Origin of the sequence: Francisella salina (genome assembly GCF_000219045.1) — a bacterium.
GTDB lineage: Bacteria > Pseudomonadota > Gammaproteobacteria > Francisellales > Francisellaceae > Francisella > Francisella salimarina.
Window position 1 is genome coordinate 30566 of the sequence record NC_015696.1, and the last position, 25849, is coordinate 56414.

Below are 25849 nucleotides of genomic sequence, written 5' to 3' on the forward strand. Positions count from 1 at the left end.
GCTTGACCATAGGATCCATAGAGGGGTTAAACTAAAGATAAGAAATAGATTCTATGATCGAGTCTTAGAATGACAAAGCGAGTTATTTTACATACTCATCAAACCAAGCGATTTGCTTAGCTAATATCTTCTGTAGAGGCTCACCTTCATAACATTCATAGTGACTAATACCTTCTAGAATCATTAGCTCTTTTGGCTCATTAGCTTTTTCATATAATATATGCGACTCTTCAACTGGGTTTACAGAGTCAGTATCAGAAGCAACTATTAGTACAGGTATTCTTAAATCACCAATATAGTTCTCAGGTTTATGCGACATAGTTTCATTAACTGTAAGAAATGGAATCTTAATATCAAAAGCATCATACTCTTTACTATATCTTTCATAGAAGCCTATAGATTGCTCATCTGTTAGTACCTTATGTAATGGCACCATCATTTCTTTCCCAGTTTTTTCTTTCTTAGCTAACATTTTTTCAATCATGCCAAGGAATTTCTCTTTTTCTTCATCTGACATGTCGCCTGTGATTACTCTCTCACCATTAGCAAAAGTTAGCTGAACTGATAGACATTTTACAAGATCATTTTGTGCAGCTGCTGTGATAGCGTTAGCACCACCATAAGAAGTGCCCCAAAGTCCAATCTTATTAGAATCAACAAAGTCTAGACTAGCTACATAGTCAATTGCAGAGTGAATATCTTCGATTTGTAGTTTTGGCATTAGTCGGCCTCTTTCACCTTCGCTTTCGCCAAAGCCTCTATAGTCAAAGTTAAGTACAACATACCCGGCCTTTGCAAAAGCTTCAGCATATGCAGGTAGTAATACTTCCTTGAAACCGGCAAAACCATGACATAAAACTATCGCAGGATATTTACTATTTTGATCAAAATTTTCAGGCTTATATAGTTGCGCTGACATATTACATCCATGAGATGTGAAGTTTACTTTTTCCATATTTCTTCTAGTTGCTAGTTTATATATTTGTGTAACTTTATTTTAGCAGAAATTAAACGTGGTAACTTGCAGGAGAGATTTTTATATACAAACTTACTATGACAAAAGAGTATACTAGGTGTAAGTAAATCTTATTATAGACATTGAACATGGATAAACAGCAAATAATTACTGCTACACAAAACTGGGTTAAGACATTTGTTGTCGAAATGAATCTTTGCCCATTCGCTAAACGTGAAGTTGTTAAAAATAGAGTTCGTTATTTTGTCTCACAAGCAACAAATACAGATCAATTATTAGCAGAAGTACAAGCAGAACTTGAGCTATTAGAGAGTGATACAAATATTGAGACAACTCTAGTTATTCATCCGTATATTTTACAAGACTTCTACGACTACAATGACTTTCTATATCATACAGATAACCTTTTGATTGATATGTCATTAGAAGGCGTTTATCAGATTGCAAGTTTTCATCCTGATTATCAGTTTGAGGGGGTAGACTTAAATGATGTTGAGAATTATACAAACCGTTCGCCTTATCCGATGTTGCACTTGATTCGAGAGGAGTCTCTTGAGAGAGCAATAGCAAACTATCCAAATCCTGATGATATTCCTCAAAGAAATATTGATTTGATGAATAAGCTTGGAATAGATAAAGTTAAAGCTTTGTTGAAATCATGTTTTGATATCTAAGGCGAAAAGTCTGCTGGCTAATTAACTTATAGTTACTGATTTTTATACCAATATTTGTCTAATAATATAATCGCCCAGTGACTCAGATATTATGTTAAGAGCTCTTTCTCCAACTTCAATCAACAATAGTATAAATAGTGCGATAAAGATTCCTAAAGCTCTATATGCACCATCAGAGAAACTAAAAAACTCAAGTTTTGTTGGGAAACAGACTATCATAAATGCTCTATTTGCTTGCTCATAAGCATATCCATACAATGGATGTTGTAATGCAAAGTACGTAAAGATTGTTGAGAAAAGTATAAATAATGGAAATATAACAATTGGTAAATAGCTTGATATTACAATATAAGCAATACCGCATGATACTCCTAGTAAACACCCAAAGAATCTTCGATGAAATACAAGGACAGTTTTATTTATCTCAACTCCGGATATAATTACGATAGTTATAATCATATTGATTGAGCCACCAGGGACATTTACAAACATCCAAAATAGTACAGCCAAACTCATTGCAATAAATATTCTAGCGGTATTTAATAGAGCATCTTGATCTGATAATGGGGATGCTGGTGAGAAGCTTTTTCCTTTTTTAATGGGTAATATAAGTACAAATATTAAGGCGCATAAAACACCAACAATATTGGTGAGTATTCTATACTCTGTCAAATAAAAAGCATTGGTAGGCTCTACGATACAACCAGCCCCGATAAAAGATATATGTAAACCAATGAACAGTAGAAAATAACCCTCTTGAGGATAGATCTTTGAAAAAAATAAGAATATAGCTCCTATTAGAAAAATAATAAGTATGCCTACAAATGAAAATTCAACAAAAAGTATACTTAAGTATAAACCTATAATAGAGCCAATAATTGTAGCAATAATCCTTCTCCATGACTTATAGATAGTAAGAGAGGATCCTGTTGAGAATATTACGATGGCAGCTGTAGCAGCCCAAAAAGGATAATCAAAATTTAGAGCATCATTAATGATAATTGCTACTACACCACATATAGAAATTACTATAGATATTAGCAGTATTTCTAGAGATTCTTCTTTTTTGATATCATAGAATTTAGAACCATACATGGACATCTCCACCAAGTCTAAACTCTTTTGTATCTTTAGATAAAACTTCTATGAGTACAGGAAATCTATAATCCAATCTAACCCAGTCTATATTTCTTTCAATATGGTAGAGAGCAGAGAAATTGTCATATTCCGGTCTTGTGATTCCTTTTTCGATATCAACTATTCTACCTGTATATTTCTTAAATCCTGTTAGGCTTGTAGTCATACTGACAGTCTGGCCAACAGATAAGTATCTAATATTACTTTCTTTGACATTTGCCACAACATACCATTTATGAGTATCAACGATAGAAAATAAATCTTCTCCTTTATTAATGAAATCGCCTTTTTGTAATATAAAGTTTGAAATATATCCATTTGTTGTAGCTTTGATAGAACATCTACTCAAAGAGTACTTTTTTTGATCAATCTTTGATTGAGTTATTTTCTCATCAGATAGAAGATCATTCTGTCTGATTTTTAGGTTATCTACATTCTGACACACTTTGACAAATTGAGACTCACTAGATATTAAGTTCTTTTCAGCTAAGTCTTTTTGCTGATCAGATACGGCACCATCTCTTATTAGAAGTTTATATCTCTCAAAATTTCTTTTCTCAACAACTAGGCTTTCTCTGGCTAAATCTCTTTGCTTTTCAGCAAGTTTTATTTTTATAACAACATCTTTAAGTTCTAGAGTTATTTTCTTTTCTTGTGATTGTAGTATATTGAGCTCTTTTGTTATGTATCTACAGTCTAGCTCAAATAATGTATCACCTTTATTTACATATGATCCTTTTTTGATGTATATCTTCTGAACCTGTCCATTTTCTACACTATTTACTCTGGTAAAATTGGCATATAAATAAGCATCTCTCTCGAAGCTAGCATCAAAGTATAAAAAAATACATATAAGAAAAATAATAATAAATAATATTATTATAGCAGCCATTAGTTTAGATATTTTCATCGTAAAACTCTTTTACTTAATTTTGATTGAATTACAGCAGCTTCAGGTGCAAATCTTATGAAGAATTATTATTTGTTATACGGCTAACCCTTTTTTAAGAGTATTTAGCAGAGCTGAAGATCTAATAGAGTCTCCGTTACTATCATATTTGATCATAATCTTTGTGACATTTTTTGAGATTCTGTAGATAATTATTTTTAGTCGATCACTAGGGTCATTATTATCTATAGCTACTATAGTTGCTTTGTCATTAGTTTGACTATTTTCTACTAAATGGTAAGGATGACCATTCTCATTATAAGTAATACCTGTCTTGATACTATTGATTGTCATCTGATAGACTTTGTCAAAATTATAATTAAGTTCTGTAATGTAGTATCCATTTTCATACTCAGTATCATCAATCGAGACACAGCTTGTAGTCATGACAGTTATGAGTATTATTAGAATTATTCTTAGGAATGATTTGGAGTAGTTCTTCATAATGTAATTTCCTATATATCGCAGATTTTTATAAAAAATTTCTAATATATATTTTCACACTAAAATTATCTTTGAAAAACATATAAAATAATAATTATGTATTTCCAAATTGGAAATAGTGTGGATAAGTTTGATTGCATGAAAAGTTTCATTCTAGTAGCTAAGAATCGTAGTTTTACGGTAGCAGCTAGAAAACAAGGTTTTGGATTGGCAAAAGTTAGTAAACAGATTAATTTTCTTGAAGAATGGTTATCATCATCACTTTTTATACGTACTACAAGAAAAGTAGAATTAACAGCTAAAGGAGAAGCATTTCTTGACTACGCACAAGATATTGTAAAGCGTGTCGAAGATGCACAAAATGATATTGAGAATAGAGATATACAGCCAGGAGGTGAGATAGCAGTCTCAATAACAGCAGGACTCAATGTGGCTTTTTTTATTGAGCATTTTGCTAATTTTTTATCAAAATATGATCAAGTAAAGCTCAATATACATAATATTAATTCCCCACTTACAGTATTAGAAGGTACATGTGATGTCTCCATAAGTTCTATAGATGTTGCTGACCCTAGACTGGTTAAATATGTTTTTTGTTCGTTTAAGCGTAAATTGTATGCATCACCTAGATATCTTGAGAAAAAAGGAATCCCTAGATCTTTATCAGATCTGTCTCATCATAATACTTTAGTAAATATCCTTACTCACCCCAAAGGTTGGCAGTTTGGTAAATCATCTGTAAATCTAAACTATGATTATTTATCTAGCTCAACAGATGAGTTGAAAAATGCAGCCAAGCACGGACTGGGAATTATTTGGTCGATTGACCCCTTAGTTAGACAAGAGGTTAATTCTGGAGAGCTGATAGAAATTAAGATGGATGAGGCTCAAGAAGATGTTAAGTTGTATTGTTATTTTTTACAAACATCAAAACAAGATAAGAGACGTATTCTTGCAGAATATTTGCTTGAGAATGTAGATATTCTCTAAGCTTAGTATTATTTTATCGGTATCATAACTTCATTAGTACGTAAGAATGGTATTGTCCATGGCGGATTATACCCAGCTGCCTCAGGTTGACCGTCTATCTCGTAGCTGTTGGCTTTTATCCATGTTTTAAGTTTAGTCGTATTGCTATCTATAGAGTCTTTGTCTAGGAAACCACTAAATGTAACTACCGCCATTTTAGTTTCAGGTTTCTCAACCAATTTGATTTTATCACTAGTTGGTTTTGGAGCATTTTGTAGAGTATATTGAGCCGGTAGTACAAAAGCTATAGTCCATGATTTATCGTCTCCAGCTATCATTACTGGAGCTGTCATCTGAATTTTTTGTGAAGATTGTTCTATTTTGACAGGAGCAGTCATTTGTATATCTTGTTTAGCAATGTTTGCACCAGTTATGTATCTAAACAAGTAGCCAAAACCTTTGTTGACAGCAGACTTATAGTCAGAGTCTTCGACAGTTACTTGAGCTTCAGTAAGAGGAGCATAAACTCTAACAGAAAAATCATCATCTGTTTTAATGTTTGTATATTTAGCTTGAGGAGTATTATTGATTCCAACTATGCTACAAGATGATAATACTAAAGCGGATAGTACCGATAAAGATTTTTTTAACATATCTTACACTCCTTAGAATTTGCTGTAAAAGATATCTATACTTATCATTATAAATCACAATATGGTTATCTAAGAGTTAAAGTTTTGTAAGGTTAAGTTGTTATAATTGTGCAAAACTTAAATAAAATAAGGTTTAAATATGACTAAATTACTCAAGATAATAGCGCTCCTTGCTGTTATGGTAGGAGCCTCTTACGCTTCGGTTGAAAAGCCTCTTAATCTTTTGGTCGAAAGAGCTTCTTTGATGCAAGGTGTCGGAATATGTAAGCATAAGCTTAATAGTCCTCTATATGATGCAGATCAAGAGCTTAGAGTACTACAAAATGCTCAAGCTTTAGCAAAAAAGAATCATTTAGAATCTAACTCATTTCTGATTTTTATCCAATTACAAATGGATTTATCTAAGCAAATAGAAGATTATTATGCAAAAAATGCAACTCAGCAACAGCTTGAGCAACAAAGCTCAGATTGTTTGTCTATATATCGAGATAAGATTAAAAAAGTTGATGAACAACTCTATCCGGCAATAAGTCAAAACATCAGCGAAATTAATAAAGATAAAGACTTAACTACAAAGCTTAGTGAGCTTGTGAAAAAACAAAATATTAAAGGTATCCTTCAAGATCCAAGCTATCTAGAATTATTAGCAAATAGTTTGCAAAGTATCAAAGTAGTTCAATAAGTTGACTTGAATAATTTAAAAGAAAAGAATTTAAGATATTAGTTATTTTTTATCCATTTTTGTCTTAAGTCTAAAGTAAATGGATATTCTTTGTTTTTAGGCATTTTATGGTAGTTAAACTGTTTAGAACTACCTTTTTTATCTACAATAACTCTATTGGTTTCATTATTATAGGTAGTATTGCCAGTAGCTGATACAACAGGATCATTTTCAACAAGATCGCCTTGAGAATGATTGAAATCCCAGTATCTGTTAATTCTACGTGATTCCGCTTCGTATGAGTTAACAGGGAATGTCTCATAACTTCTGCCACCCGGATGAGAAACAAAGTAGTTAAAGCCACCTATAGATCTATTATTCCATTTATCAACGATATCAAAAGTTAATGGAGTATCAACACCAATAGTTGGATGTAATGCTGACCACGGCTGCCATGCTTTGTATCGTACACCACTGACATACTCGCCTTCAATATTTGTTTTTGATAATGGGATTTGTACACCATTACATGTTACAGCATATCTTTCATCGTTAAAGTTTTGGATTTTCAGCTGTAATCTCTCTAGAGAAGAGTCAACATATCTTGCGGTTCCTTGAGAGCTAGATTCTTCACCTAATACGTGCCATGGTTCTATCGCAGCTCTTATCTCACAATGCATATTGTTAATAGTAGTCATACCATATAGAGGGAATCTAAACTCAAAGAATGGATCAAACCACTCAAGTTTAAACTCATAGCCTTCATCATTTAGGAATTGTACAACTTCTCTAATATCTTCTTTTACATAATGTTCTAATAAGAATTTATCATGTAGTCTTGTCCCCCAGCGTACTAAATCGTGTTTGTATGGTTTTTTCCAAAAACAAGATACCAATGCTCTTACTAACAGCATTTGCAATAGTGCCATCTGAGAGTGAGGAGGCATATCAAAGGCTCTAAGCTCTAAAATACCTAGCCTACCTGAGCTACTATCCGGAGAGTAAAGTTTGTCGATACAAAACTCACTTCTGTGTGTGTTACCAGTAATATCAGTCAGCATATGTCTAAACAATCTATCGACTAACCAGAATGGTACATTTGAGTCATCATCAGGTATCTGTGAGAAGGCTATTTCTAATTCGTATAGATTTTCTAATCTGCCTTCATCAACTCTTGGTGCTTGAGAAGTAGGACCAATAAATGCACCACTAAATAAGTATGATAAACCAGGGTGATGTTGCCAAAATGTTATTAGACTTCTAAGTAAATTAGGTCTTCTTAAAAGTGGTGAATCACTTGGCTTAGCAGCTCCTAGAGTGACATGGTTACCACCACCAGTACCAGTGTGTTTGCCATCAATAGCAAACTTCTCAGTGCCAAGTCTACATTGTCTAGCATCTTCATATAAACCAAGTATATTGTCACTTAGCTCTTTCCATGAGTGCGCTGGCTGTATGTTTACTTCTATTACACCTGGATCTGGAGTTACTTTTACTCTATCTGTTCTATTATCTTGAGGTGGCTCATAACCCTCTATAATAACTGCCATATTTAGTTTCTTAGCAGTTGCTTCTATAGAGGCTATCAGATCTAAGAATACTTCAGTATCATTTATCGGTGGTAAGAATATACATAGCTTATTATTTCTAATTTCTGTAGAAATAGCAGTTCTTACAAATGCACTATAAGTATTATGAGGTGTCGTATTTGAATTAACCTCTTTTGCTCTTTGCTCAACTGGCGTTATATAGTCGCCAAGGTTAGGGTATGATGCAAATAAATCTGTTTCGACAGATTTTTCAATCTCGACATGTGGCTTAAGAATTAATGAGTCTAAAGGAAGTCTAAAGCCAAGAGGAGAGTTACCTGCTAATAAAAACATATTTCCTCTTCTAAACTCCCATTTGGAGCTTATCCATTTTGTTTTACCAAAATCTAAGGGTAAGGCATAACCAACTTCTTCATCTAATCCAAAACTCAACTTCTCAGCTATAGTACGTCTTTCTAAAGGATCTTTGAGATTATATTTCATTGGGTCGACATCTACAGGAAGCTCAGCTTCTTTCATTATGTAGTAGATAGGATCTTCATAAGCAGCTATGATATTTTGATCGCTAACTCCCAAAATCAAAGATAGTGTAGATAGAAATTTTTTAGCATCAGCAGTTTTATATGGATATGATTTGCTCATATCTGCCAATAGTTCAGGATTTTTCCATACTGGATTGTCATCTTTTCGCCAATAAACAGTAGTTTGCCATCTTGGAAGAGGTTCTCCTGGGTACCATTTACCTTGAGCATGATGTAATAATCCACCGTTGGTTGTAGATGATAATAGTTTTCTAGATAGTTTATTCGCCAGCTCTCTTTTGTGTGGGCCATCCGCTTCTGTATTCCATTGCGCTGATTCCATATCATCTATAGATACGAAAGTTGGCTCACCTCCCATTGTTAATCGCACATCATTTTCAACCAGGTCCCTATCAACTTTGAAGCCTAAATTGTAAATATCTTGCCATTGGCTTTCTGTATATGGTTTGGTAACCCTTGGAGACTCAAATATTCTTGTGACCTTGTTCTCGTAGAAGAACTCTGTTTCACAGACATCAGTTGCCCCCTCGATAGCGTGAGCACTATTGTAGTGAGGTGTACAAGCTAGAAGGATATGGCCTTCTCCAGCAAAAAGCCCACTAGTAGAGTCTAGACCAATCCAGCCTGCTCCAGGTACATAAACTTCAGTCCAAGCATGTAAGTCTGTAAAATCTTCTTCTGGGCCATTAGGTCCATCTAATGAATCAACATCAGCTTTTAGTTGTACTAAATAGCCAGATACAAATCTTGCTGCAAGTCCAAGATGCCTTAGAACTTGTACAAATAACCAAGAGAAGTCTCGACAGCTACCTAGTTTCTTATCAAGTGTTTCTTTAGGTGTTTGTACACCTGGCTCAAGGCGGATAGTATAATCAAGAGTGTCGTATATTTTTTGATTTATTTCCACTAAGAAGTCTATTATAGGTTTCTTAGACTTATCTACTGATGCAACAAAGTCTCTTAATTCTTTTGAATCATCTTCTAACTCTAGATATGGTGCTAACTCTTTTTTCAAATCTTTTTTGTACTGGAAAGGGTAGTCCTTTGCTCCTTCTTCAACAAAGAAATCAAAAGGATTAATGGTAATCATGTCAGCAATAATCTCAACATCAATACTAAACTCATCAGTTCGTTCAGGAAAGACTAATCTTGCTAGATAGTTTCCAAAAGGGTCTTGTTGCCAATTAATAAAATGGCTATTTGGCTTAATTTTAAGTGAGTAAGATTCTATCGGTGTTCTGCTATGCGGAGCTGGTCTTAATCTTATTATATGAGGAGATAATGAAATTTTCTTATCGTACTTATATTGAGTTTTATGAGAAATAACTACTTTTAAAGCCATAATAAACCTACCTTTTATGCTTCTGTAATGAGATACATAGATAAAAATAATCATCTATATAATCTAATAATACATAATTTTAAGGATTTTATGAAAAGTAAGTTGATTTCTAGAGATAAAAAAATAGATAGTATCAAAATAAAAAATATGAAAACCTAATTTACTATAAGCTTTCATATTCAATTGTCATGATTGGATATATGTCGAAATAACAAAGTTAAAATATGGTTTACTATCACCGTAAATTAAACTAATATATAGTTTCAACATCGATTAATCATTTGAAAAATTTAATGAAAATAATGTTCTCAGCAGATGGTATCTCTAAATCAGATTTAGAGAAAACAGCCTCTGTTTCAAAGTATGTTGACTGTGTTAAAATTGGTCATATTTTATGTTCAACTCTATCATTTAAAGAAATTCATCAATTAGTTGGCGATAAAGATATCTTTTTGGATTTTAAATTACACGATATTCCTAATACAGTTAAAACCGCCATAGAAAACTACTCAAAAGCTATCCCAAATTTTAAATACTTCACATTTCACGGTACTGCTAGTGGTGAAATGGTCAAAGCAGCACTTACAGCAGATACTCAAGCAATACCATTAGCTGTGATTACTCTTAGTAGTGATGCTAATTTTGATAAGGCAGATAGTCTAGCAAAATTTCAGAGATGTGTGGATTTAGGTGTGGAAAACTTTATATGTCATCCACATTTAGTTGCAGATGTTAGAGCAAAATTTGGGGATAAAATCAAATTGTATGTACCTGGTGTGAGACTTGAAAGTGACTTAAGTGATGATCACTTTAATGCTTTGACACCTAAAAAAGCTAAAGAGCTAGGTGTTGACTACATTATCGTAGGTAGACCGCTACTTCGTGCTGATGATATTGTTGAGAAGCTAAAAGAATTTGAGTGTTAAGATGCAAAATCAAGATCTTAAAAGAATAATAATCTCGCCACCATTTGGTAAATATCTTAAATTTACCGAAACCTCTAATGTTTATGGTTCTTTTACAGTTAATAGACGCTGGGGGCTTATCAAACAAGCTCTCAAAACTATCCGTAAAATAGATAAAAATGCTTGGCGTAATAAGATTGGTTTGCGTAACCCAGGGTTAGCAAATGCAAAGCCACCGAAAAGGTCGCAAGATATTATATCTTTGGCGGCATTAGAGATGTCAGACTGGCATAGTTTTGCAGAGACTTTAAAGTTACCAAAGTTTGCCAATCATAAGAATATTGAGATAAATATAGGTTGTCCTAACGCTAGTATTGTTGATTTTCCAGCTGAGCTAGCTCCGATATTTGCTGGTAGAAATATCAGTATCAAAATGCCACCAACTGTAGATCATAATGCTAAGATTAGAGAGTATCTTGCAGTAGGTATTACAACTTTTCATCTATGTAATACTATCCCTACAGCTAAGGGTGGAGTTTCAGGTTATCCATTACATGAGTATAGTTTGCCTGCTATCAAAAAAGCTAGAGAAGAGTTCGGCGATAGTATCACTATTATTGGCGGTGGTGGCATTTACACGCTAGATGATGCCAAGAAATATATCGAGGCTGGAGCGGATCATTTATCGCTAAGTTCTATAATGTTTAATCCTATTAGAGGTAAAAAGCTAGTAAAAGAGATTGTCAGGAAGTTTGGCTTTTAATTTATGATTTCAAAAATTATAGAGTTTACAAGGATTGGTATAATAGTTGTTGGTGGCTTGTGGTCTCCTTTCTGTTTAACCAAAACTCTATAGAGCTACTGCACTATAATACATTGATTATTGTTATATCACTATCAGGACTCTCTGGATTAGAGGGGATATTTTTTAGTAAACAATCAGCAAAATCTTTAGGTAGGCAAACAAATCGACCTTACCAACTACAATCTGGTGTTAATAATTTATCTGTAGCTTTAGTTGCTAGTTTTGTTTGGTATATGCAATGGGGAATCTATGCTGATGCTACTGTACTACTATGTTGCTTAACCTTTTTTACTCTATCGGCAGTTATCCATACTTGGGAGTTTTTGACATCTAAGAATTTAACTAGAAAAAATGCTATGAGAGGAGTATTGATCTTAGGGTTACTAATTTGGCAGATACCTATTATATATAGTGCTCTGAATACTTATTCATAACTTTTCTTTTTAAGCAGTAGCTTATCTGTATTTTTATATGATTGCGGGGCAAAATCTCCCATCCATTCTTTAACTGCTTTGAAGTTCTCGATAAATGTTTGTTTATCACCATCAGATACTTTTTCAGCATTAGAGTTTACAAATTCAGCAAATTGGGCGATAGTTTGCTGTCTTTGCTTATCTGACATAATAATATCAGCATATAAGCCTGGACCCTGGCTAAAAAGTCTACCAACAATATTGAGTTCCATTTTATATACAGGGCTTGCTAGCTTTAGCATTTTTTGAATATCAACATTTTTGTGCTTAAGAAATAGACCTAGACAGTAGACACTAAAATGCTCAATACCTTGGATAAAAGTCATAGCTTCATCATGCTCTTCGGGAGTCATTTTTTCGATACTAAAGCCAATTCTCGCTAGATCATCGATAAAGTATTGATACTTATCTTGCTGTTTACCAGCACAGACTACAATTACCTGATTATCTGGAGAGCTAATAGTTGGACCAAATATGGGATGTAGACCCACTACAGGACCATCATAATTAGCTAACATACTATCTAAAGGTTCTTTTTTGATACTAGTATAGTCAGCTAATATAGTGCCTTCAGAAAGATAGGGTATTGTTTTTTTGATAATTTCATCAGTTAAATATATTGGTACAGATAATATAACAATGTCTTGATTAGCAAGTTTTTGCTCGGGCGTTTGCCAATCACTTTCATCAAAAATAGTTAGTGCATACTCAGGTAGGAATTTACTAAAGATATTTTGAGTCATTTGACCCATTTCACCATTACCACCAATTATACAAATTCTTTTTTGCATTTTAAGGTTCCTTAATCTTAATTTTTTCGCTGCTTACTCTGTAAGCTATAGCGACATACTTTTTTCATAGCAGAAAAAGTATGCAAAACTGCCTAGCACTACGCTATCGTAGTTTAAAGTAAATAGAAAATAAAAAACTCACATTGTTCAAACAATTTAATTTTATTTCCTAGCTATTTGTTTTTGAAATCACTAATCGCTAATGTGCATTTATTTTCTATAATAAATATCATATATTTTTTACTAATTACTAAATCTTAAAACTAAAAGTTACTGGTCCATCATTTGTTAAAGACACTTTCATATCAGCACCAAATATTCCTGTTTGGACTTTATTATATTTATTCTTGAATATATCTACAAACTCTTTGAATTTTTCTTTTGCTATTTCAGGAGGACAACCACTACTAAAGCTTGGTCTATTACCTTTCTTTGTATCAGCAGCAAGTGTAAATTGTGGTACAAGAATTATCTCTCCATTAATATCTGCTAGAGATAAGTTCATCTTGCCTACATCATCTTCAAATATACGATACTTGATGATTTTATCAGTCATTTTTTCGAAGTTTTGGTGAGTGTCTTCTTTCTCAACACACACTAGTGCTAAGATACCTTTATTTATATCAGCAACTTTTTGACCATCAACTACTACATTTGCGCAGTTTACTCTTTGTATGATACTAAGCATATCAATATATTGTTTTGTTAAATCAATCCTTAAATTGTATCAAAAACATCTGTATACTCTTACAAAAATATTTGTTAAATAAAATCTCTAAATGAAAAAAATATTTCCTCTGGCTCTTTTTGTCGTTTTGTATCTTTTGATATGGGATGGGCTAACTCTTTTGATTCATTCTCCTTATAGTATTTCTCCTGATACTGTAGAAAATATTATGTGGGGTATGCATCCAAGTTTAATGTATGATAAGCATCCAGGTTTAGGAGCACTATTCCTCAAGCCATTTGTTTTACTTTTTTCACCATTATTAGCGAATCTACTGGCAACATCTATTTGTATAGTTGTTACATGGCTATATATATACAAGATAATGAGGCTATATTTTGAGCATAAAGAAGCTATCTTTGTTACCTTACTATCATTATTAAGCTTTTTTTATATGGGAGAATTTTTTCTTCAATATAATCAAAATATAATACTGCTACCATTTTGGACAGCAAGTGCTTATTTTTTTATAAAAGCTATAGATTCTAATAGAACTATCTATTGGCTTTTAACTGCTTTAATAGTTGCTTTAGCAGTGTATGCTAAGTTTCAAATAGCTATAGTAGCAATCGCAATGCTGATGTATTTAATATTTAATTACAAGATTCATTATACTAAGAATATCTTATTATCAGCTATATTTGGTTTTGTATTGCTAATACCAGGTATGGTTTCTTTGTATGAGCTTAACTTTATCACTATACATTATGCAGCAGCTAGAGTTGCTGAGCCTAATTCTAGTATGCTTTTTAATATATTTAATGGTTTATTTGATAGTATATTTCAGCTACTTAATTTTGCTGTTGCTATAGTTATTCTTGTATATTTAGCTTTTAGAAAGAATTTAGTGAGAAGTGACTCTAAATTAGTCAATAACCAAAAGGCTATAGTTTATATAGGAGTTGTTCCATATATAATTTTTTGTTTATTTGAAGTGTTTAATGGAGCATTACCAACAGAGTGGTTAGTGTGTGCTACAGCATTATTTATTCCAGCTATATATATATTATTTAGACTAAAAACGACTAATATTTCTCTATACAAGATAGCGGTATTTGGTTTGATTGTGAATTTAATTTATTTTATTGCATTTAATATTAGTACTTTCACAAATAATAAGATAGAGCATAACAACATTGGCAATGGTATTGCGGTAGTAGCCGATAATTTAATTAAAGATAATCATTTAGCTTACCCAGAGTATGCATCAGGAAGCTGGGATTATGGACTTTATCTGACAGCATTTATGAGTAAACACCCTAACTTTGTAAGAGAGTGGTACAAGTTAAGCTCTAAAGGCTCTATGGTTATGGTTTTCCCTGGCTGTGGTGGTGAGTATGGTTATATAGATAATGATATCAAAACACTCGGCTATAAGGTTATATATAAGAAGTGCCAAAATGTGCAATTAGTAGATAAAATAAAACCTCAAGAGAAACCTTTTACGTTCTATTTTGTTGAGAAGTAAGCTTTCTTATATGCACCATAAAAATTATAACTATAATAATCACACATAAAATTGGTCCAAGTATAATAGGAACCTGTTTGTCTATATGTTGACCTAAGAATCCAGAAATAAATAAGCAGATTGAAGCGCCGATTGAGCCAGACATTATCAAGAAAGAAGACACTTTAGGACTTGAGTAATTAGCATTATTTATACCATAGCCTAGAAGTGTAGGGAACATCGCCGCACATCCAAATCCTAACACTACACCACCTAATATAAATCCATAAAGACTCTCAGCAATCAAGAATATTATAAATCCTATCAAAGTAATAAATGAACTTATCATAATATAAATAGCAGGCTTAATTCTTGTAAGTACGAATAGTCCTACAATCAGTCTTGAAATGGCAATAATACCCCAAAATAAGCCGATAATAAGACCGACATCTGTGACTTTTAAATGCTTAGCTTCTTGTAAATATGGTGAGAACCAATATGAAACAATATATTCGATATATACATAAATCATTATCGCTAATGCAATCAGCACTACACTAAGATTTAGAAGTTTTGGTTTAGATGATTCGAGCTTGTTATCTATGTTATCAATTTTGATAGAACTTTTATCTTCAAATTTAGTCAAAAATATAATTACTAATAACACTAAGTATAAGCATCCCATGCCTATAAATACTGCACGCCATGAGAAGTGTTCAACTATATGACCACCAATAAAGGGTACAAATGCAGATCCTGCGCCAAAGAAGAAATTTAGAACATTTAGGCGCGATTCACTTTTGCCACTTTTAGAGTATGCTGCATGAATAGTCTGACTAACAGCAGGAACTAAAAAGCCTACACAAGTACCATTTAAAAGAGCGCACAAAGCATAGATATATAAAGGAAATCCTGCTGCTATGGTAAGTTGAGCGATAAGGCCTATTATCAAGGCAATTAATAAGGTATTTCTGCAACCTAAAGAGCTCATTGTTTTTGAGCTTAAGGCGTTACCTATCAAGAGACCTAATATATTCAACACATCAATATAGACAATATGTGATACATTTACATGATAATGACTAGAAATCTGGGGTGATATTAGTCCTAATATAGCTCCAAAACCACCTGTAATAAAAGCGGCTATGAAACAAATACTTACGGCTTTTATTTTTAAGTTTTCTGGGACTATAAAAGTTGATAATTGATTACTTGTATTAATTGATGCCATTTTGAGTCTCTATAATTGTTTATTAAATTTATTAATCTTTGCTAGACGAGTTTCAAACAAAAAACACCAAATGTAAGATTAGATGATAGAGTCTTTTATTAAACTACTTATTTTGTGGTAGTAATTTTGCTATTAGTTCAGGTACAACAACATCAACTTTAGCGTGATATTTATCTAAACTAAAGTTACCACAGTCATATTCAGCAGTAGCGAGGATTTCTTTTGTTTTAGCATCAGAAAGTTTATAATCAACTTTTGATAAGTGTTTAACACCCATCCAATGCATATCTGCAACATACTCTAAATTTGCTTGACAATCTTTGCTTTCTCCATTGTAAACTTTTACACCTTGTTTCTCTAGAACAGAGGTTGTCTCGTCAACAAATCCATCGACTGTCACTTTAGGGTTATTGATAATACAAATACTATTAACCTTTTCCTTTGCAGCATTTATATGAAAACTCTCAGCATTTGCGACACTATATGATGCGATAAGTACACCAAGAATCAAAAATTTTTTCATAATTTCCACCCTGATTTTTTTAATATACACTTATGATTCTAATAATATTTAATTAAAATATCAATCGAACTTCACTGCACGGAGAAGAAGTAGATACTCTTAAGCACTATAGGATTAAATCATTTCCATATTGAACTAAGCTGATGTAGCTTGACAGTTATATCATTTTTATTAGCTACACTTATCTGTAATGTATTTTCTATTATATTAGAAGGGTCAAATCGCATCGTAATAGACTCTTCACCTTTATTAACAAAAAGCTCTATACTAGTTGTATCTAAGAAAATATCTACACTTACATTTTGAGATGATATATCTACTATAGAAGCTTCTGTCATGACCTCCGAGAAGTTATTTTTTACAATTAACTGATTATTTTGATAGCTAATATTAAAGATATGATTTTGATTAGTTTTAAGAAGATTTAGTTGCCATTGCTCTTTAGAGCTAAAATCTAAATTTAGTTCTATTAGATTTGAAAGCAGAGCAATATCTTGATCGAAGTTTCTGATTTCTATAGTTTTATTTCTAAGGTTTTTATAATTATCTACAGGATAAGATAAAAGTTTATCTTTGTTTATTCTAAGCTGTCTCATTAAGCTCATAGCACCTGCAGAATCTTCTTTTGCTCGATTTTTAAAATCTTCCCAACAGTTCATCCAGCCTATGGCATATCTATTACCATTAGCTTCGAAAGTTTGTGGAGCATAAAATTCCTTCGCAGAGTCTATATATCTAAGAGGAGTCTTAGGTATGAAATGTTTGCCATCAAAATCACCAATATAGTAATACGATTGATAATTAAAATCCTTTTTATCTTTAGTTTCAAATATTGACAAAATAAGAACATATTTACCATCAAGGTAAAATAGATCTGGACACTCTAATGTTCTACCCGAGAGAGTTTTCTCTTGAAATAAGATACTATGATAAACCCAGCTCTCACCATCATCAGATCTATACAGTACAACGCTTGGATATCCATTTGCATAGGTGCCAATAATTAGGTAGTAACAGCCAAATTTTTCATCAAACCATACTTTAGTATCTCTAAAATCATAAGAGCAAAAATCTGGCTTATGATTTATTACTGTTGTGGGTTTTGAGAAGTGAATAGCATCTTTGCTTTTGATGAGATTTTGTTTTTCTATAAAGATATTTGGAGTATTGTCTAAATCTTCAAAGTGCTCTGTATAAGTCAGAAAAAGCTCATTATTGATAACTGTAGCACTTCCTGAGAAAGCACCACCAATATATCTATCATCAAGATCGTTTTGTGGGTAAATAGCAATAGGTAGATGTTGCCAATATACCATATCTTCAGATATTGCATGTCCCCAGTGTAGCATTGGTGTATGCTTACCATAAGGATAATGCTGGTAAAACATATGATATTTACCCTTGAAGTAAACTAAGCCATTTGGATCATTTAACCAAGCTTCTTTTGCAGTGAAGTGATATTGTAGACGCTCAGTATTTCTTATATTTGAATTATCATGAGAATGACATGACTGCCATTTACCATGTTTTAGACTAAAGCAGATACCTCCCTGCTCAAGCAAAGAATCATCATACAGCCAACCGTTCTCTATACTTATATTTTGAGTATCACAAACAATTTTTAGGATATATTTCTTACTAGCTTCTAGTAACCACTCAATATGATAATACTTAGTTTTTAATGTGGTTGTTTGGATTGGATGACATTCTACAACTGTATCATTGTGATAGAGCTTAAATTGCCCATGCTGATTGGTATTATAGTCAAAAGATATTGCACAGTTAGTTTTGACATTTAGGCTAAAAGAATTTTCATCGAGTTTTGTTATAAGCATTTTCAAAACAATAAAGAAGTATATAAGAAAAGTTTAAGTGACTAAATATCTATAGTCAATTTATAATCATTAAAACAAAATTAGGCTTACTATTTTGCACAATGTGTTATAGATTATATTGTTATAAATTTAGTAAAGAGAATTGATTTTGATAAAGGATATAAAGGTAAGGCAGTTTTCAGTATTGTGGTTTATAGAGTTATGGGAGAGATATGCTTTTTATAGCTTCCAAGCTTTATTTATGCTTTTTATAACAGCTAGTCATATTAGTGAGTCACAAGGGTATCTAATTTTTGGGATATTTGCTTCATTAATTTATATTACGCCAACCATAGGTGGATATATATCTGATAAAGTTATCGGCATAAAAAATGCTTTGGTTACTGGTGCAATTCTACTGTTATTAGGTTATGTTGTATTAGCAATGTCTAATGATCTTAAGCATATTAGCTGGGCGTTATCATTAATTATTGTTGGTAATGGTTTATTTAAGCCTGCTCCAACAGCGTTAATTTCAAAGATTTTTAATGACAATCCTTCACAGTCACATTCAGCATTTACACTTTATTATATGGGTGTAAATATAGGGAGTTTTTTAGCAATAGCATTTACTCCTATTATTGCAAAATATACTAGTTATTCATATGCTTTTATAATTTGTGTTATTGGTATGATTTTAGCATTATCAAATTATGCTTGGCGTGCAAGATTATTAAAAGATATTGAACCAGAGAATAAAAAAATAACCAATAAAACTAAAGCTCTAGTCTCATTGGTATGTTTATTACAAATAGCTATTTGTTATGCTTTATTTCAGATGACAGATATATCTCTGTATTTGATAATAGTTGTCTGTTTATTAACTTTTTTGTACATGCTGAATGATGCAAAAAATACTTCGAGTAAAAAAGAAAAAATACTACAGATAATAGGTGTAATTTTAGTAATCGAAGCAGTTATCTATTTTATCATTTATAACCAGATGTTTTCTACACTAGTTTTGTTTGCTGACCATAATGTAAATCTTAATTTGATTGGGTTTAATGTTTCTCCAGCAACTTATGCAGCACTAGACTCTTTTTGGTTAGTGGTTCTAAGTCCTATTTTGGCAATACTGTATAAGAAGAGTGTAAGTCATTTATCTATCCCTTATAAATACTCTATAGGTACAGTGATAGCTGGGATAGCTCCATTAACATTATACTTAGTGATTATGCTAACACAGAAAAATGGCTTTATTGATGGTAATTGGATGATTATCTACTTCTTCTTTGGAGCATTAGCTGAATTGTTGGTTGCTGCTTTAGGTTTTTCTTTGATAGCGATTTATTTTAGAAAAGAGATAGTTACGCTAGGCATGGGCTTTTTTATGCTTGCATTAGCTTTTGGCGGCGCATTATCTGGTAAACTAGGTCAGCTTGTAGCTATGCCAGAAGGTAAGATTGATCCTATTATGAGTTTAAATATCTATCAAAATTACTTTTTATGGTTAGGTGTAATAACTATCATTTTAGGTATCGTATATGCTTTGGTAGCTAGACTAGCTACTAGTATAACCAAGAAGAATAACATTTCTTTAGGATAATATAATAAGAGTTTTATAGTCTATTTATAATCTCATCGGTAAACTCTATTGTTGAGGCTAGTTTAGTTCCTTGAGTGTATATATCTGAAGTTCTAAAGCCATCTTCAAGAGTCTTATTGATAGCACTTGCAATGGCTTCTGCCTCTGTTACTAAGCCAAATGAATAAGAAAGCATTAATGATGCAGATAAAATCTGCGCAATTGGGTTTGCTTTGCCCTGACCTTTGATATCATAAGCAGAACCACCAGAAGGCTCATATAGTCCAAAACTATCTTTATTTAAGCTTATAGATGGTACTAAGCCAATAGAACCAGGTAATACAGATGCTAAATCAGAAATAATATCACCAAAAAGGTTACCAGTAACCATTACATCAAATTGACTAGGATTAAGTACCATTTGCATTGCACAATTATCAACATACATATGATTAACATTTACATTTGGATAATTTTTAGCCACTTCATTGACAATATTTCTCCATAGTCGAGATGTATCTAAGACATTAGCCTTATCTACAGATGTAAGTCTATTTGAGCGTTGAGTAGCTCTTTCAAATGCTTGCACAACAATATTTCTAATCGTATGTTCATCATACTCAGCAATATCAGTTGCACATCTTACACCATGGGCATCTGTAAAAGTTCTATGCTCACCAAAGTAGATATCTCTAGATAGTTCTCTAAAGATTTCAATATCTGCACCATTTGCAATACGACTATCCTTTAGTGGACAAGTTTCTTTGAGTGCTGGAAAAATCTGGCTAGGACGGATGTTTATATTAAAACCAAAGTGTTTTCTAAGAGCTAGAATACTATTAGCCTCACAGCCTTGCCATTTTTCTTCATTTTGAGCTTCAACAGGCCCACCAACAGAGCCAAAAAGTATTGCATCAGATTTTTTACATATCTCTAATGTTTCTTCTGGACAGTGGCTTTTATATTTATCATAAGCTGCACCACCAACAAGAGCTTCTATATAGTTAAATTTATGATTATATTTTTTAGCAATAGAATCAAGAACTTTGATTGCTGATTCCATTACTTCAGGTCCGATTCCATCACCTGCTAATATAGCAATATTTTTTTCCATTTTAGCCTCTTTGTGATTGTTCAAATTGTTTGATTATATCTAGATGTTCAATAAGATAAGTCATGTCATCAAGTCCTCTAATCAGACAATCTTTACGGAAAGGATCATAATCAAAGCTATAAATATTGCCATCAACAGTCACCGTTTGCTCTTGTAGATCAATAGTCATACTAAATTTTGGATCTTCTGCCTTATCACATAATTCTTTGACAGTATCTTTGTCTAATGAGATTAACAATAAGCCATTTTTTGCAGCATTATTGAAAAATATGTCAGAAAATGACGGTGCAATTATAACTTTGATACCCGCTTGAGTTAGCGCCCAAACAGCATGCTCTCTTGATGAACCACAGCCAAAATTATCTCCGGCAATCAATATTTCAGAGCTGGAATAGTTAGGATTATTAAAAACAAAGCTGCTATCTTTCTCTTTCAAGTTGTGGAATAAGCTTTTTCCATAACCATCTTTTGTTGTTTGAGTTAGAAAGTTTGCAGGAATAATCATATCTGTATCAATATCACTTAGCCATAAAGGAATTGCGCTAGATGTTAGTTTTTTAAAAGCTTGCATTCTTATAGCTCCTTATCTAATTTATCAATACTACAAATCTTACCCATAACAGCACTAGCAGCAACTGTTTGTGGTGAAGCAAGATGGGTTATACTTCCTTTACCTTGACGGCCGATGAAGTTTCTATTTGAGGTACTAATACATCTTTGACCTTCTGGAACCTTATCATCATTCATTGCTAAACACATTGAGCAACCAGGCATTCTAAATTCAGCACCAGCATCCGCAAAGATCTTATCTAAACCTTCTGCTATTGCAATATTTCGTACTTGCTCTGACCCAGGAACTATATACATAGTTACATTTTTAGCAACCTGTTTGCCTTTTAAAACATTAGCCACAGCGCGCATATCTTCTATACGACCATTAGTACAGCTACCAACAAATGCCCACTGTATTTCTTTACCAAAGATATCTTCATCGGCATTAAATTTAGTATAGTCATAAGCTTGTTGAGCCAGTTTGTGTTGATGAGTAGGTATATCCTTCAAGCTTGGAATCTTAGCTGAGATACTGATAGCATGTTGAGGGTTTATTCCCCATGTAACCATTGGCTCAAGTCCTTCAATATCGACTTTGATAGTTTTGTCATAGTGAGCGTTTTCATCACTGATAAAGCTATTCCAATATTCTACAGATTTGTCAAAATCCTTACCTTGAGGCGCATATTTTTTACCTTTTAAGTAGCTAAAAGTTTTCTCATCAGGAGAAACCAAACCAGCTCTTGCACCACATTCTATCGACATATTACATAGTGTCATACGCTCTTCCATAGTCATATCTTTGATCGCTTGGCCAACATACTCGATGACATAACCACCAGCACCACCAATACCAATATTAGCGATTAGCTTCATGATAATATCTTTAGCCGTAGCTGACTTTGACGGCTTACCAACAAACTCTACTTTCATTGTCTTTGGTCTATATTGCAAAATACAGTTAGTAGCAAGTACATGTCCAACTTCAGATGTTCCCACCCCAAATGCCAAAGCACCAAATGCACCATGAGTTGAAGTATGAGAGTCACCACATACAAGAGTTATACCTGGTAATGTAAAGCCAAGCTCTGGACCTATGACATGGACAATCCCTTGATGTTGGCTTTCAAAATCATAAAAATCAATACCAAATTCTTTAACATTGCTTCGTAATTTCTCAACTTGAGCTTGAGCAGTTTTATCTTTCATCTCTAATCTATTGATTGGTGATGTTGATATACTATGATCTACAGTCGCAATAATCGATTTCGGATTATTGATAGGTATATTTAACTCTCTAATTTTATCAAAAGCTTGAGCAGATGTTACTTCATGCATAAGCATTCTATCTATATATAAAATATCAGGAAAGTCAGGTATATGTTTTACAACGTGAGCATCCCAGATTTTATCAATAATATTTTTTGCCATTTTATTTCCTATAGTTTGTTTCTATATATAGCTTATTAGTTGCTGTTATTAATGCTTTAAGTGAAGATATCTCAATATCTTGATCTACAGCAATCCCTTCAACGACCGGACTATTTTCACCAGTTTTGATTATAATGGTGGTTTCAGATTTGGAGTTAATCCCAGCATCTTTTAATGACCTAGAGAAGTAATCTGAAATATTTATCTCTGGTATATGCTCCTGTATACCTTTTAATAGTGCTGAAAGAGCTGAGTTATCGCCATTATCAGTAATTCTATAGTCTATATTTCCAAAGAATTTTCCCTTAAGCTCAACATAGGTTTCACCATTAGATTTACCGTAGTCTATAGCTGATACATTAATCGGAGATTTAATCTGCTTATAAGCCAGTATTAGTTCTTCATCTGTGATACCTTTTCTACGCTCATGATAAATATCTTTTATTTGCTGAGCTATAGCTGCTTTTTCTTTATCATCACAAATATAACCATTTTCTTCGATAATTTTCTTAGCATGGTTACCACCTGATAATGGACCAAAAATAAAGCTAATTTCATTACCGACAGATTCTGGGTGAAATGGCTGATATGCTAGAGGATTTTTTAGTATCGCATTGGTGTGCCCACCAGAAGTGTGTCGTGCTGAGTTTAGACCTGTGATAGGGTGGTGAGGTTGTCTTGATAACATTCTTTTGCCAATAAAATCTGAAATAGTTTTAAAATTAGCAATATTAATATCATTATAATAATGACAATCTTTTTGTTCACCAAAAAGGTTTATAAACATCACACATTGTTCTAATGATGCGTTACCAGCTCTTTCACCAACACCGTTGATACAGCCCTCTACTTGTGTCGCAGGACCATCAAATACAGCGTTCATAGAGTTCTCTAATGCTAATCCCAAATCATTATGACAATGTGCTGACCAGATTATATTTTTATCAGGGAATTCTTTTTTGATGATTTCAGCATGTTTAGTCATATTTTTGACAAAGTAGTTATCATTTTCACGCTCACAAGCTCCACCAATAGTGTCAGGACAGTTGATAACTGTAACACCAGCAGATACTGCAGCCCTAAAAACATCAGTAACATAGTCAAAAGTATCACCTAGTCTTGAATATCCTTCTGCGCTAAACTCGACTTCAAAGCCTTGATCACTAGCTAGCTTAATTAACTCATAAACATTTTTGATATTCTGCTCGTTATCATTTTTGCTACCAAGACTAGCTTGAGCTAGATTTGGATCTACAGGCAAATACATATGAACTCTAGCTTTACCTATTGCTAATGATGGACGTAATGCATCCATTGTGATCTCTACTTGGTTTTTTCTTAACTGACATAGTCCAGCAATAACCATATTAGAGTTTTTCTCAGCCATTCTTTTTGAGATAGTATTTACTATTTCAAAATCTGTATTACTTGCTGAAGGGAAGCCTGCTTCTAGGACATCGATATTTAGCTTATCTGCAAGATCTGCATACGCAATATTATCTTCAAAAGACATCCCAGCTCCAGGAGACTGTTGTCCATCTCTAAGAGTTGTATCAAAAATATAAATTTTCTTTTTATCCATTTCACTGGCTCCTATACATAAGTTAAAGCATCTTTATAAGCTTCGCCTTTTTTAAGTTTTTCAAAGACTTCTTTTATTTGATTGGTTATTGTGTGGTCATTACTTTTTAACTTATTATCATCTATACTTGCCACAGGAGTGATTTCAGCAGCAGTTCCACAGAAGAAAGCCTCATCTGCATTTATTAGCTCATCAACTTTAAACAAGCGTTCTGTAACTTTATAGCCCAAATCTTTAGCAATTTGGATTATAAGCTTACGAGTTATCCCATCTAGTATAGTTCCTAATGGAGTTGTTATAACTTCATTATCTTTGACAAAAAAGACATTCATTGCAGCACCTTCAGCCACATTGCCATCAGCATCTAGAAGCAGAGATTCATGGTAATGCGTACCAAGAGTCTCTCTAGAAGCTAGTATACTGTTGACATAGTGCCCACCAATCTTAGCATCACAGACAGTAGAGCGAGGGTGAATTCTTATATATTTACTAACTTTGATGTCTACTTTATCAGCAGCCATATATTTACCCATATCTATGCAATAGATAGTGATATCAACAGGGTGATCTTTCGCAGGTAATACACTAACTCCTCCTTCAGCAAAATATGCTAAAGGTCTTATATAGCAAGATTTTTTGCCACTAGCTCTGATAGTATCTAATACAGCTTGGCATAGTTCATCAAGGGTATATTTACACGTCATGCCTAGGACACTCATCGAGTACATAAATCTTTGCATATGCTCTTTTAGTTTTAAAACACCTACACCATTAGGAGTATCATAGGATCTTATACCTTCAAATACAGATGACCCGTAATGCAAAGAGTGAGTATCTATACCAACTTTTGCCTTTTCATAGGAGATTATCTCGCCATTTTTCCAAATTTTATCTATCATATTGACCCTCGATATTTTGTAATTATTTAAAATATATTTTTATGCAACAATGTCTAAAATTATAGACAGAGGA

General features: G+C 32.9%; 24 protein-coding genes. 8 read left to right on the plus strand and 16 right to left on the minus strand.

The window, feature by feature from the left end:
• Positions 1-82 precede the first annotated feature (82 nt).
• Positions 83-982: a UilS family quorum-quenching N-acyl-homoserine lactonase gene (gene uilS, locus F7308_RS00125; RefSeq protein ID WP_269562921.1), complete on the minus strand. Its 900-nt coding sequence runs from the start codon at positions 980-982 to the stop codon at positions 83-85.
• A 122-nt stretch (positions 983-1104) separates the two neighbouring features.
• Between uilS and F7308_RS00130 the strand changes: the two genes are divergently transcribed.
• Positions 1105-1650, plus strand: coding sequence for a DUF1415 domain-containing protein (locus F7308_RS00130; RefSeq protein ID WP_013921819.1), 546 nt, complete (start codon positions 1105-1107; stop codon positions 1648-1650).
• Between the two features lie 42 nt (positions 1651-1692).
• Here F7308_RS00130 and F7308_RS00135 read toward each other — a convergent pair whose 3' ends face one another.
• The 3 genes from F7308_RS00135 to F7308_RS00145 all read right to left on the minus strand — a co-directional run bounded on the left by F7308_RS00135 (position 1693) and on the right by F7308_RS00145 (position 4180).
• Complete coding sequence (locus F7308_RS00135; protein WP_013921820.1) at positions 1693-2745, minus strand: FUSC family protein; 1053 nt, start codon at positions 2743-2745, stop codon at positions 1693-1695.
• The gene (locus F7308_RS00140; protein WP_013921821.1) at positions 2732-3697 is read right to left on the minus strand and encodes an HlyD family secretion protein; all 966 of its coding nucleotides are present in this window, start codon (positions 3695-3697) and stop codon (positions 2732-2734) included. Before F7308_RS00140 ends, F7308_RS00135 begins: the two co-directional genes overlap by 14 nt.
• 75 nt (positions 3698-3772) lie before the next feature.
• Positions 3773-4180: a DUF3568 family protein gene (locus F7308_RS00145; RefSeq protein WP_013921822.1), complete on the minus strand. Its 408-nt coding sequence runs from the start codon at positions 4178-4180 to the stop codon at positions 3773-3775.
• A 120-nt stretch (positions 4181-4300) separates the two neighbouring features.
• Here F7308_RS00145 and F7308_RS00150 point away from each other — a divergent pair, with 120 nt between their 5' ends.
• Positions 4301-5170: a LysR family transcriptional regulator gene (locus tag F7308_RS00150; RefSeq protein ID WP_041263564.1), complete on the plus strand. Its 870-nt coding sequence runs from the start codon at positions 4301-4303 to the stop codon at positions 5168-5170.
• An 8-nt stretch (positions 5171-5178) separates the two neighbouring features.
• On the opposite strand, the gene F7308_RS00155 is transcribed toward F7308_RS00150, so the two are convergent.
• Positions 5179-5802: an SOUL family heme-binding protein gene (locus tag F7308_RS00155; protein WP_013921824.1), complete on the minus strand. Its 624-nt coding sequence runs from the start codon at positions 5800-5802 to the stop codon at positions 5179-5181.
• Positions 5803-5941: 139 nt separating this feature from the next.
• Between F7308_RS00155 and F7308_RS00160 the strand changes: the two genes are divergently transcribed.
• A complete protein-coding gene (locus tag F7308_RS00160; protein ID WP_013921825.1) occupies positions 5942-6484 on the plus strand; it encodes a chorismate mutase in 543 nt (180 codons plus the stop codon).
• A gap of 38 nt (positions 6485-6522) precedes the next feature.
• Here the strand turns inward: F7308_RS00160 and F7308_RS00165 are convergent, their stop codons facing one another.
• A complete protein-coding gene (locus F7308_RS00165; RefSeq protein WP_013921826.1) occupies positions 6523-9897 on the minus strand; it encodes a transglutaminase family protein in 3375 nt (1124 codons plus the stop codon).
• Positions 9898-10190: 293 nt separating this feature from the next.
• Here F7308_RS00165 and pyrF point away from each other — a divergent pair, with 293 nt between their 5' ends.
• The 3 genes from pyrF to F7308_RS00180 are packed head-to-tail and all read left to right on the plus strand — an operon-like array spanning position 10191 to position 12041.
• Entirely contained in the window at positions 10191-10823 is a 633-nt protein-coding gene (gene pyrF / locus F7308_RS00170) for an orotidine-5'-phosphate decarboxylase (protein ID WP_198006048.1), read from the plus strand.
• Between the two features lies 1 nt (position 10824).
• Positions 10825-11565 (plus strand): HisA/HisF-related TIM barrel protein, encoded by a 741-nt coding sequence (locus tag F7308_RS00175; protein WP_013921829.1) that lies wholly within the window; start codon positions 10825-10827, stop codon positions 11563-11565.
• 59 nt (positions 11566-11624) lie between these two features.
• Positions 11625-12041, plus strand: a complete 417-nt coding sequence (locus F7308_RS00180) for a DUF6790 family protein (protein ID WP_013921830.1) — start codon at positions 11625-11627, stop codon at positions 12039-12041.
• On the opposite strand, the gene tyrA is transcribed toward F7308_RS00180, so the two are convergent.
• Both tyrA and dtd read right to left on the minus strand, forming a co-directional pair.
• The gene (gene tyrA / locus F7308_RS00185) at positions 12032-12871 is read right to left on the minus strand and encodes a bifunctional chorismate mutase/prephenate dehydrogenase (protein ID WP_013921831.1); all 840 of its coding nucleotides are present in this window, start codon (positions 12869-12871) and stop codon (positions 12032-12034) included. The two genes, F7308_RS00180 and tyrA, sit on opposite strands and share 10 nt — an antisense overlap.
• A 250-nt stretch (positions 12872-13121) precedes the next feature.
• On the minus strand, positions 13122-13559 hold the full coding sequence (gene dtd / locus F7308_RS00190) for a D-aminoacyl-tRNA deacylase (protein WP_013921832.1): 438 nt from the start codon (positions 13557-13559) through the stop codon (positions 13122-13124).
• A gap of 91 nt (positions 13560-13650) precedes the next feature.
• Between dtd and F7308_RS00195 the strand changes: the two genes are divergently transcribed.
• The gene (locus tag F7308_RS00195; protein ID WP_013921833.1) at positions 13651-15066 is read left to right on the plus strand and encodes a glycosyltransferase family 39 protein; all 1416 of its coding nucleotides are present in this window, start codon (positions 13651-13653) and stop codon (positions 15064-15066) included.
• Here the strand turns inward: F7308_RS00195 and F7308_RS00200 are convergent.
• From F7308_RS00200 to F7308_RS00210, 3 genes are all read right to left on the minus strand, one after another.
• Positions 15041-16276: an MFS transporter gene (locus F7308_RS00200; protein ID WP_013921834.1), complete on the minus strand. Its 1236-nt coding sequence runs from the start codon at positions 16274-16276 to the stop codon at positions 15041-15043. The genes F7308_RS00195 and F7308_RS00200 overlap by 26 nt on opposite strands.
• A 103-nt stretch (positions 16277-16379) precedes the next feature.
• On the minus strand, positions 16380-16799 hold the full coding sequence (locus F7308_RS00205; RefSeq protein ID WP_013921835.1) for a hypothetical protein: 420 nt from the start codon (positions 16797-16799) through the stop codon (positions 16380-16382).
• Positions 16800-16918: 119 nt separating this feature from the next.
• On the minus strand, positions 16919-18634 hold the full coding sequence (locus F7308_RS00210; RefSeq protein ID WP_013921836.1) for a glycoside hydrolase family 32 protein: 1716 nt from the start codon (positions 18632-18634) through the stop codon (positions 16919-16921).
• Between the two features lie 148 nt (positions 18635-18782).
• On the opposite strand from F7308_RS00210, the gene F7308_RS00215 reads away from it, so the two are divergent.
• Positions 18783-20219, plus strand: coding sequence for a peptide MFS transporter (locus F7308_RS00215; RefSeq protein WP_013921837.1), 1437 nt, complete (start codon positions 18783-18785; stop codon positions 20217-20219).
• A gap of 13 nt (positions 20220-20232) precedes the next feature.
• Here F7308_RS00215 and leuB read toward each other — a convergent pair whose 3' ends face one another.
• The 5 genes from leuB to F7308_RS00240 are packed head-to-tail and all read right to left on the minus strand — an operon-like array spanning position 20233 to position 25776.
• A complete protein-coding gene (leuB, locus tag F7308_RS00220) occupies positions 20233-21312 on the minus strand; it encodes a 3-isopropylmalate dehydrogenase (protein ID WP_013921838.1) in 1080 nt (359 codons plus the stop codon).
• 1 nt (position 21313) lies between these two features.
• Positions 21314-21883 (minus strand): 3-isopropylmalate dehydratase small subunit, encoded by a 570-nt coding sequence (gene leuD, locus F7308_RS00225; protein WP_013921839.1) that lies wholly within the window; start codon positions 21881-21883, stop codon positions 21314-21316.
• Positions 21884-21885: 2 nt separating this feature from the next.
• Positions 21886-23295: a 3-isopropylmalate dehydratase large subunit gene (leuC, locus tag F7308_RS00230; RefSeq protein ID WP_013921840.1), complete on the minus strand. Its 1410-nt coding sequence runs from the start codon at positions 23293-23295 to the stop codon at positions 21886-21888.
• A 1-nt stretch (position 23296) separates the two neighbouring features.
• Complete coding sequence (locus F7308_RS00235; protein WP_013921841.1) at positions 23297-24877, minus strand: homocitrate synthase/isopropylmalate synthase family protein; 1581 nt, start codon at positions 24875-24877, stop codon at positions 23297-23299.
• Positions 24878-24888: 11 nt separating this feature from the next.
• Positions 24889-25776 (minus strand): branched-chain amino acid transaminase, encoded by an 888-nt coding sequence (locus F7308_RS00240; protein WP_013921842.1) that lies wholly within the window; start codon positions 25774-25776, stop codon positions 24889-24891.
• Between the last annotated feature and the right edge of the window lie 73 nt (positions 25777-25849).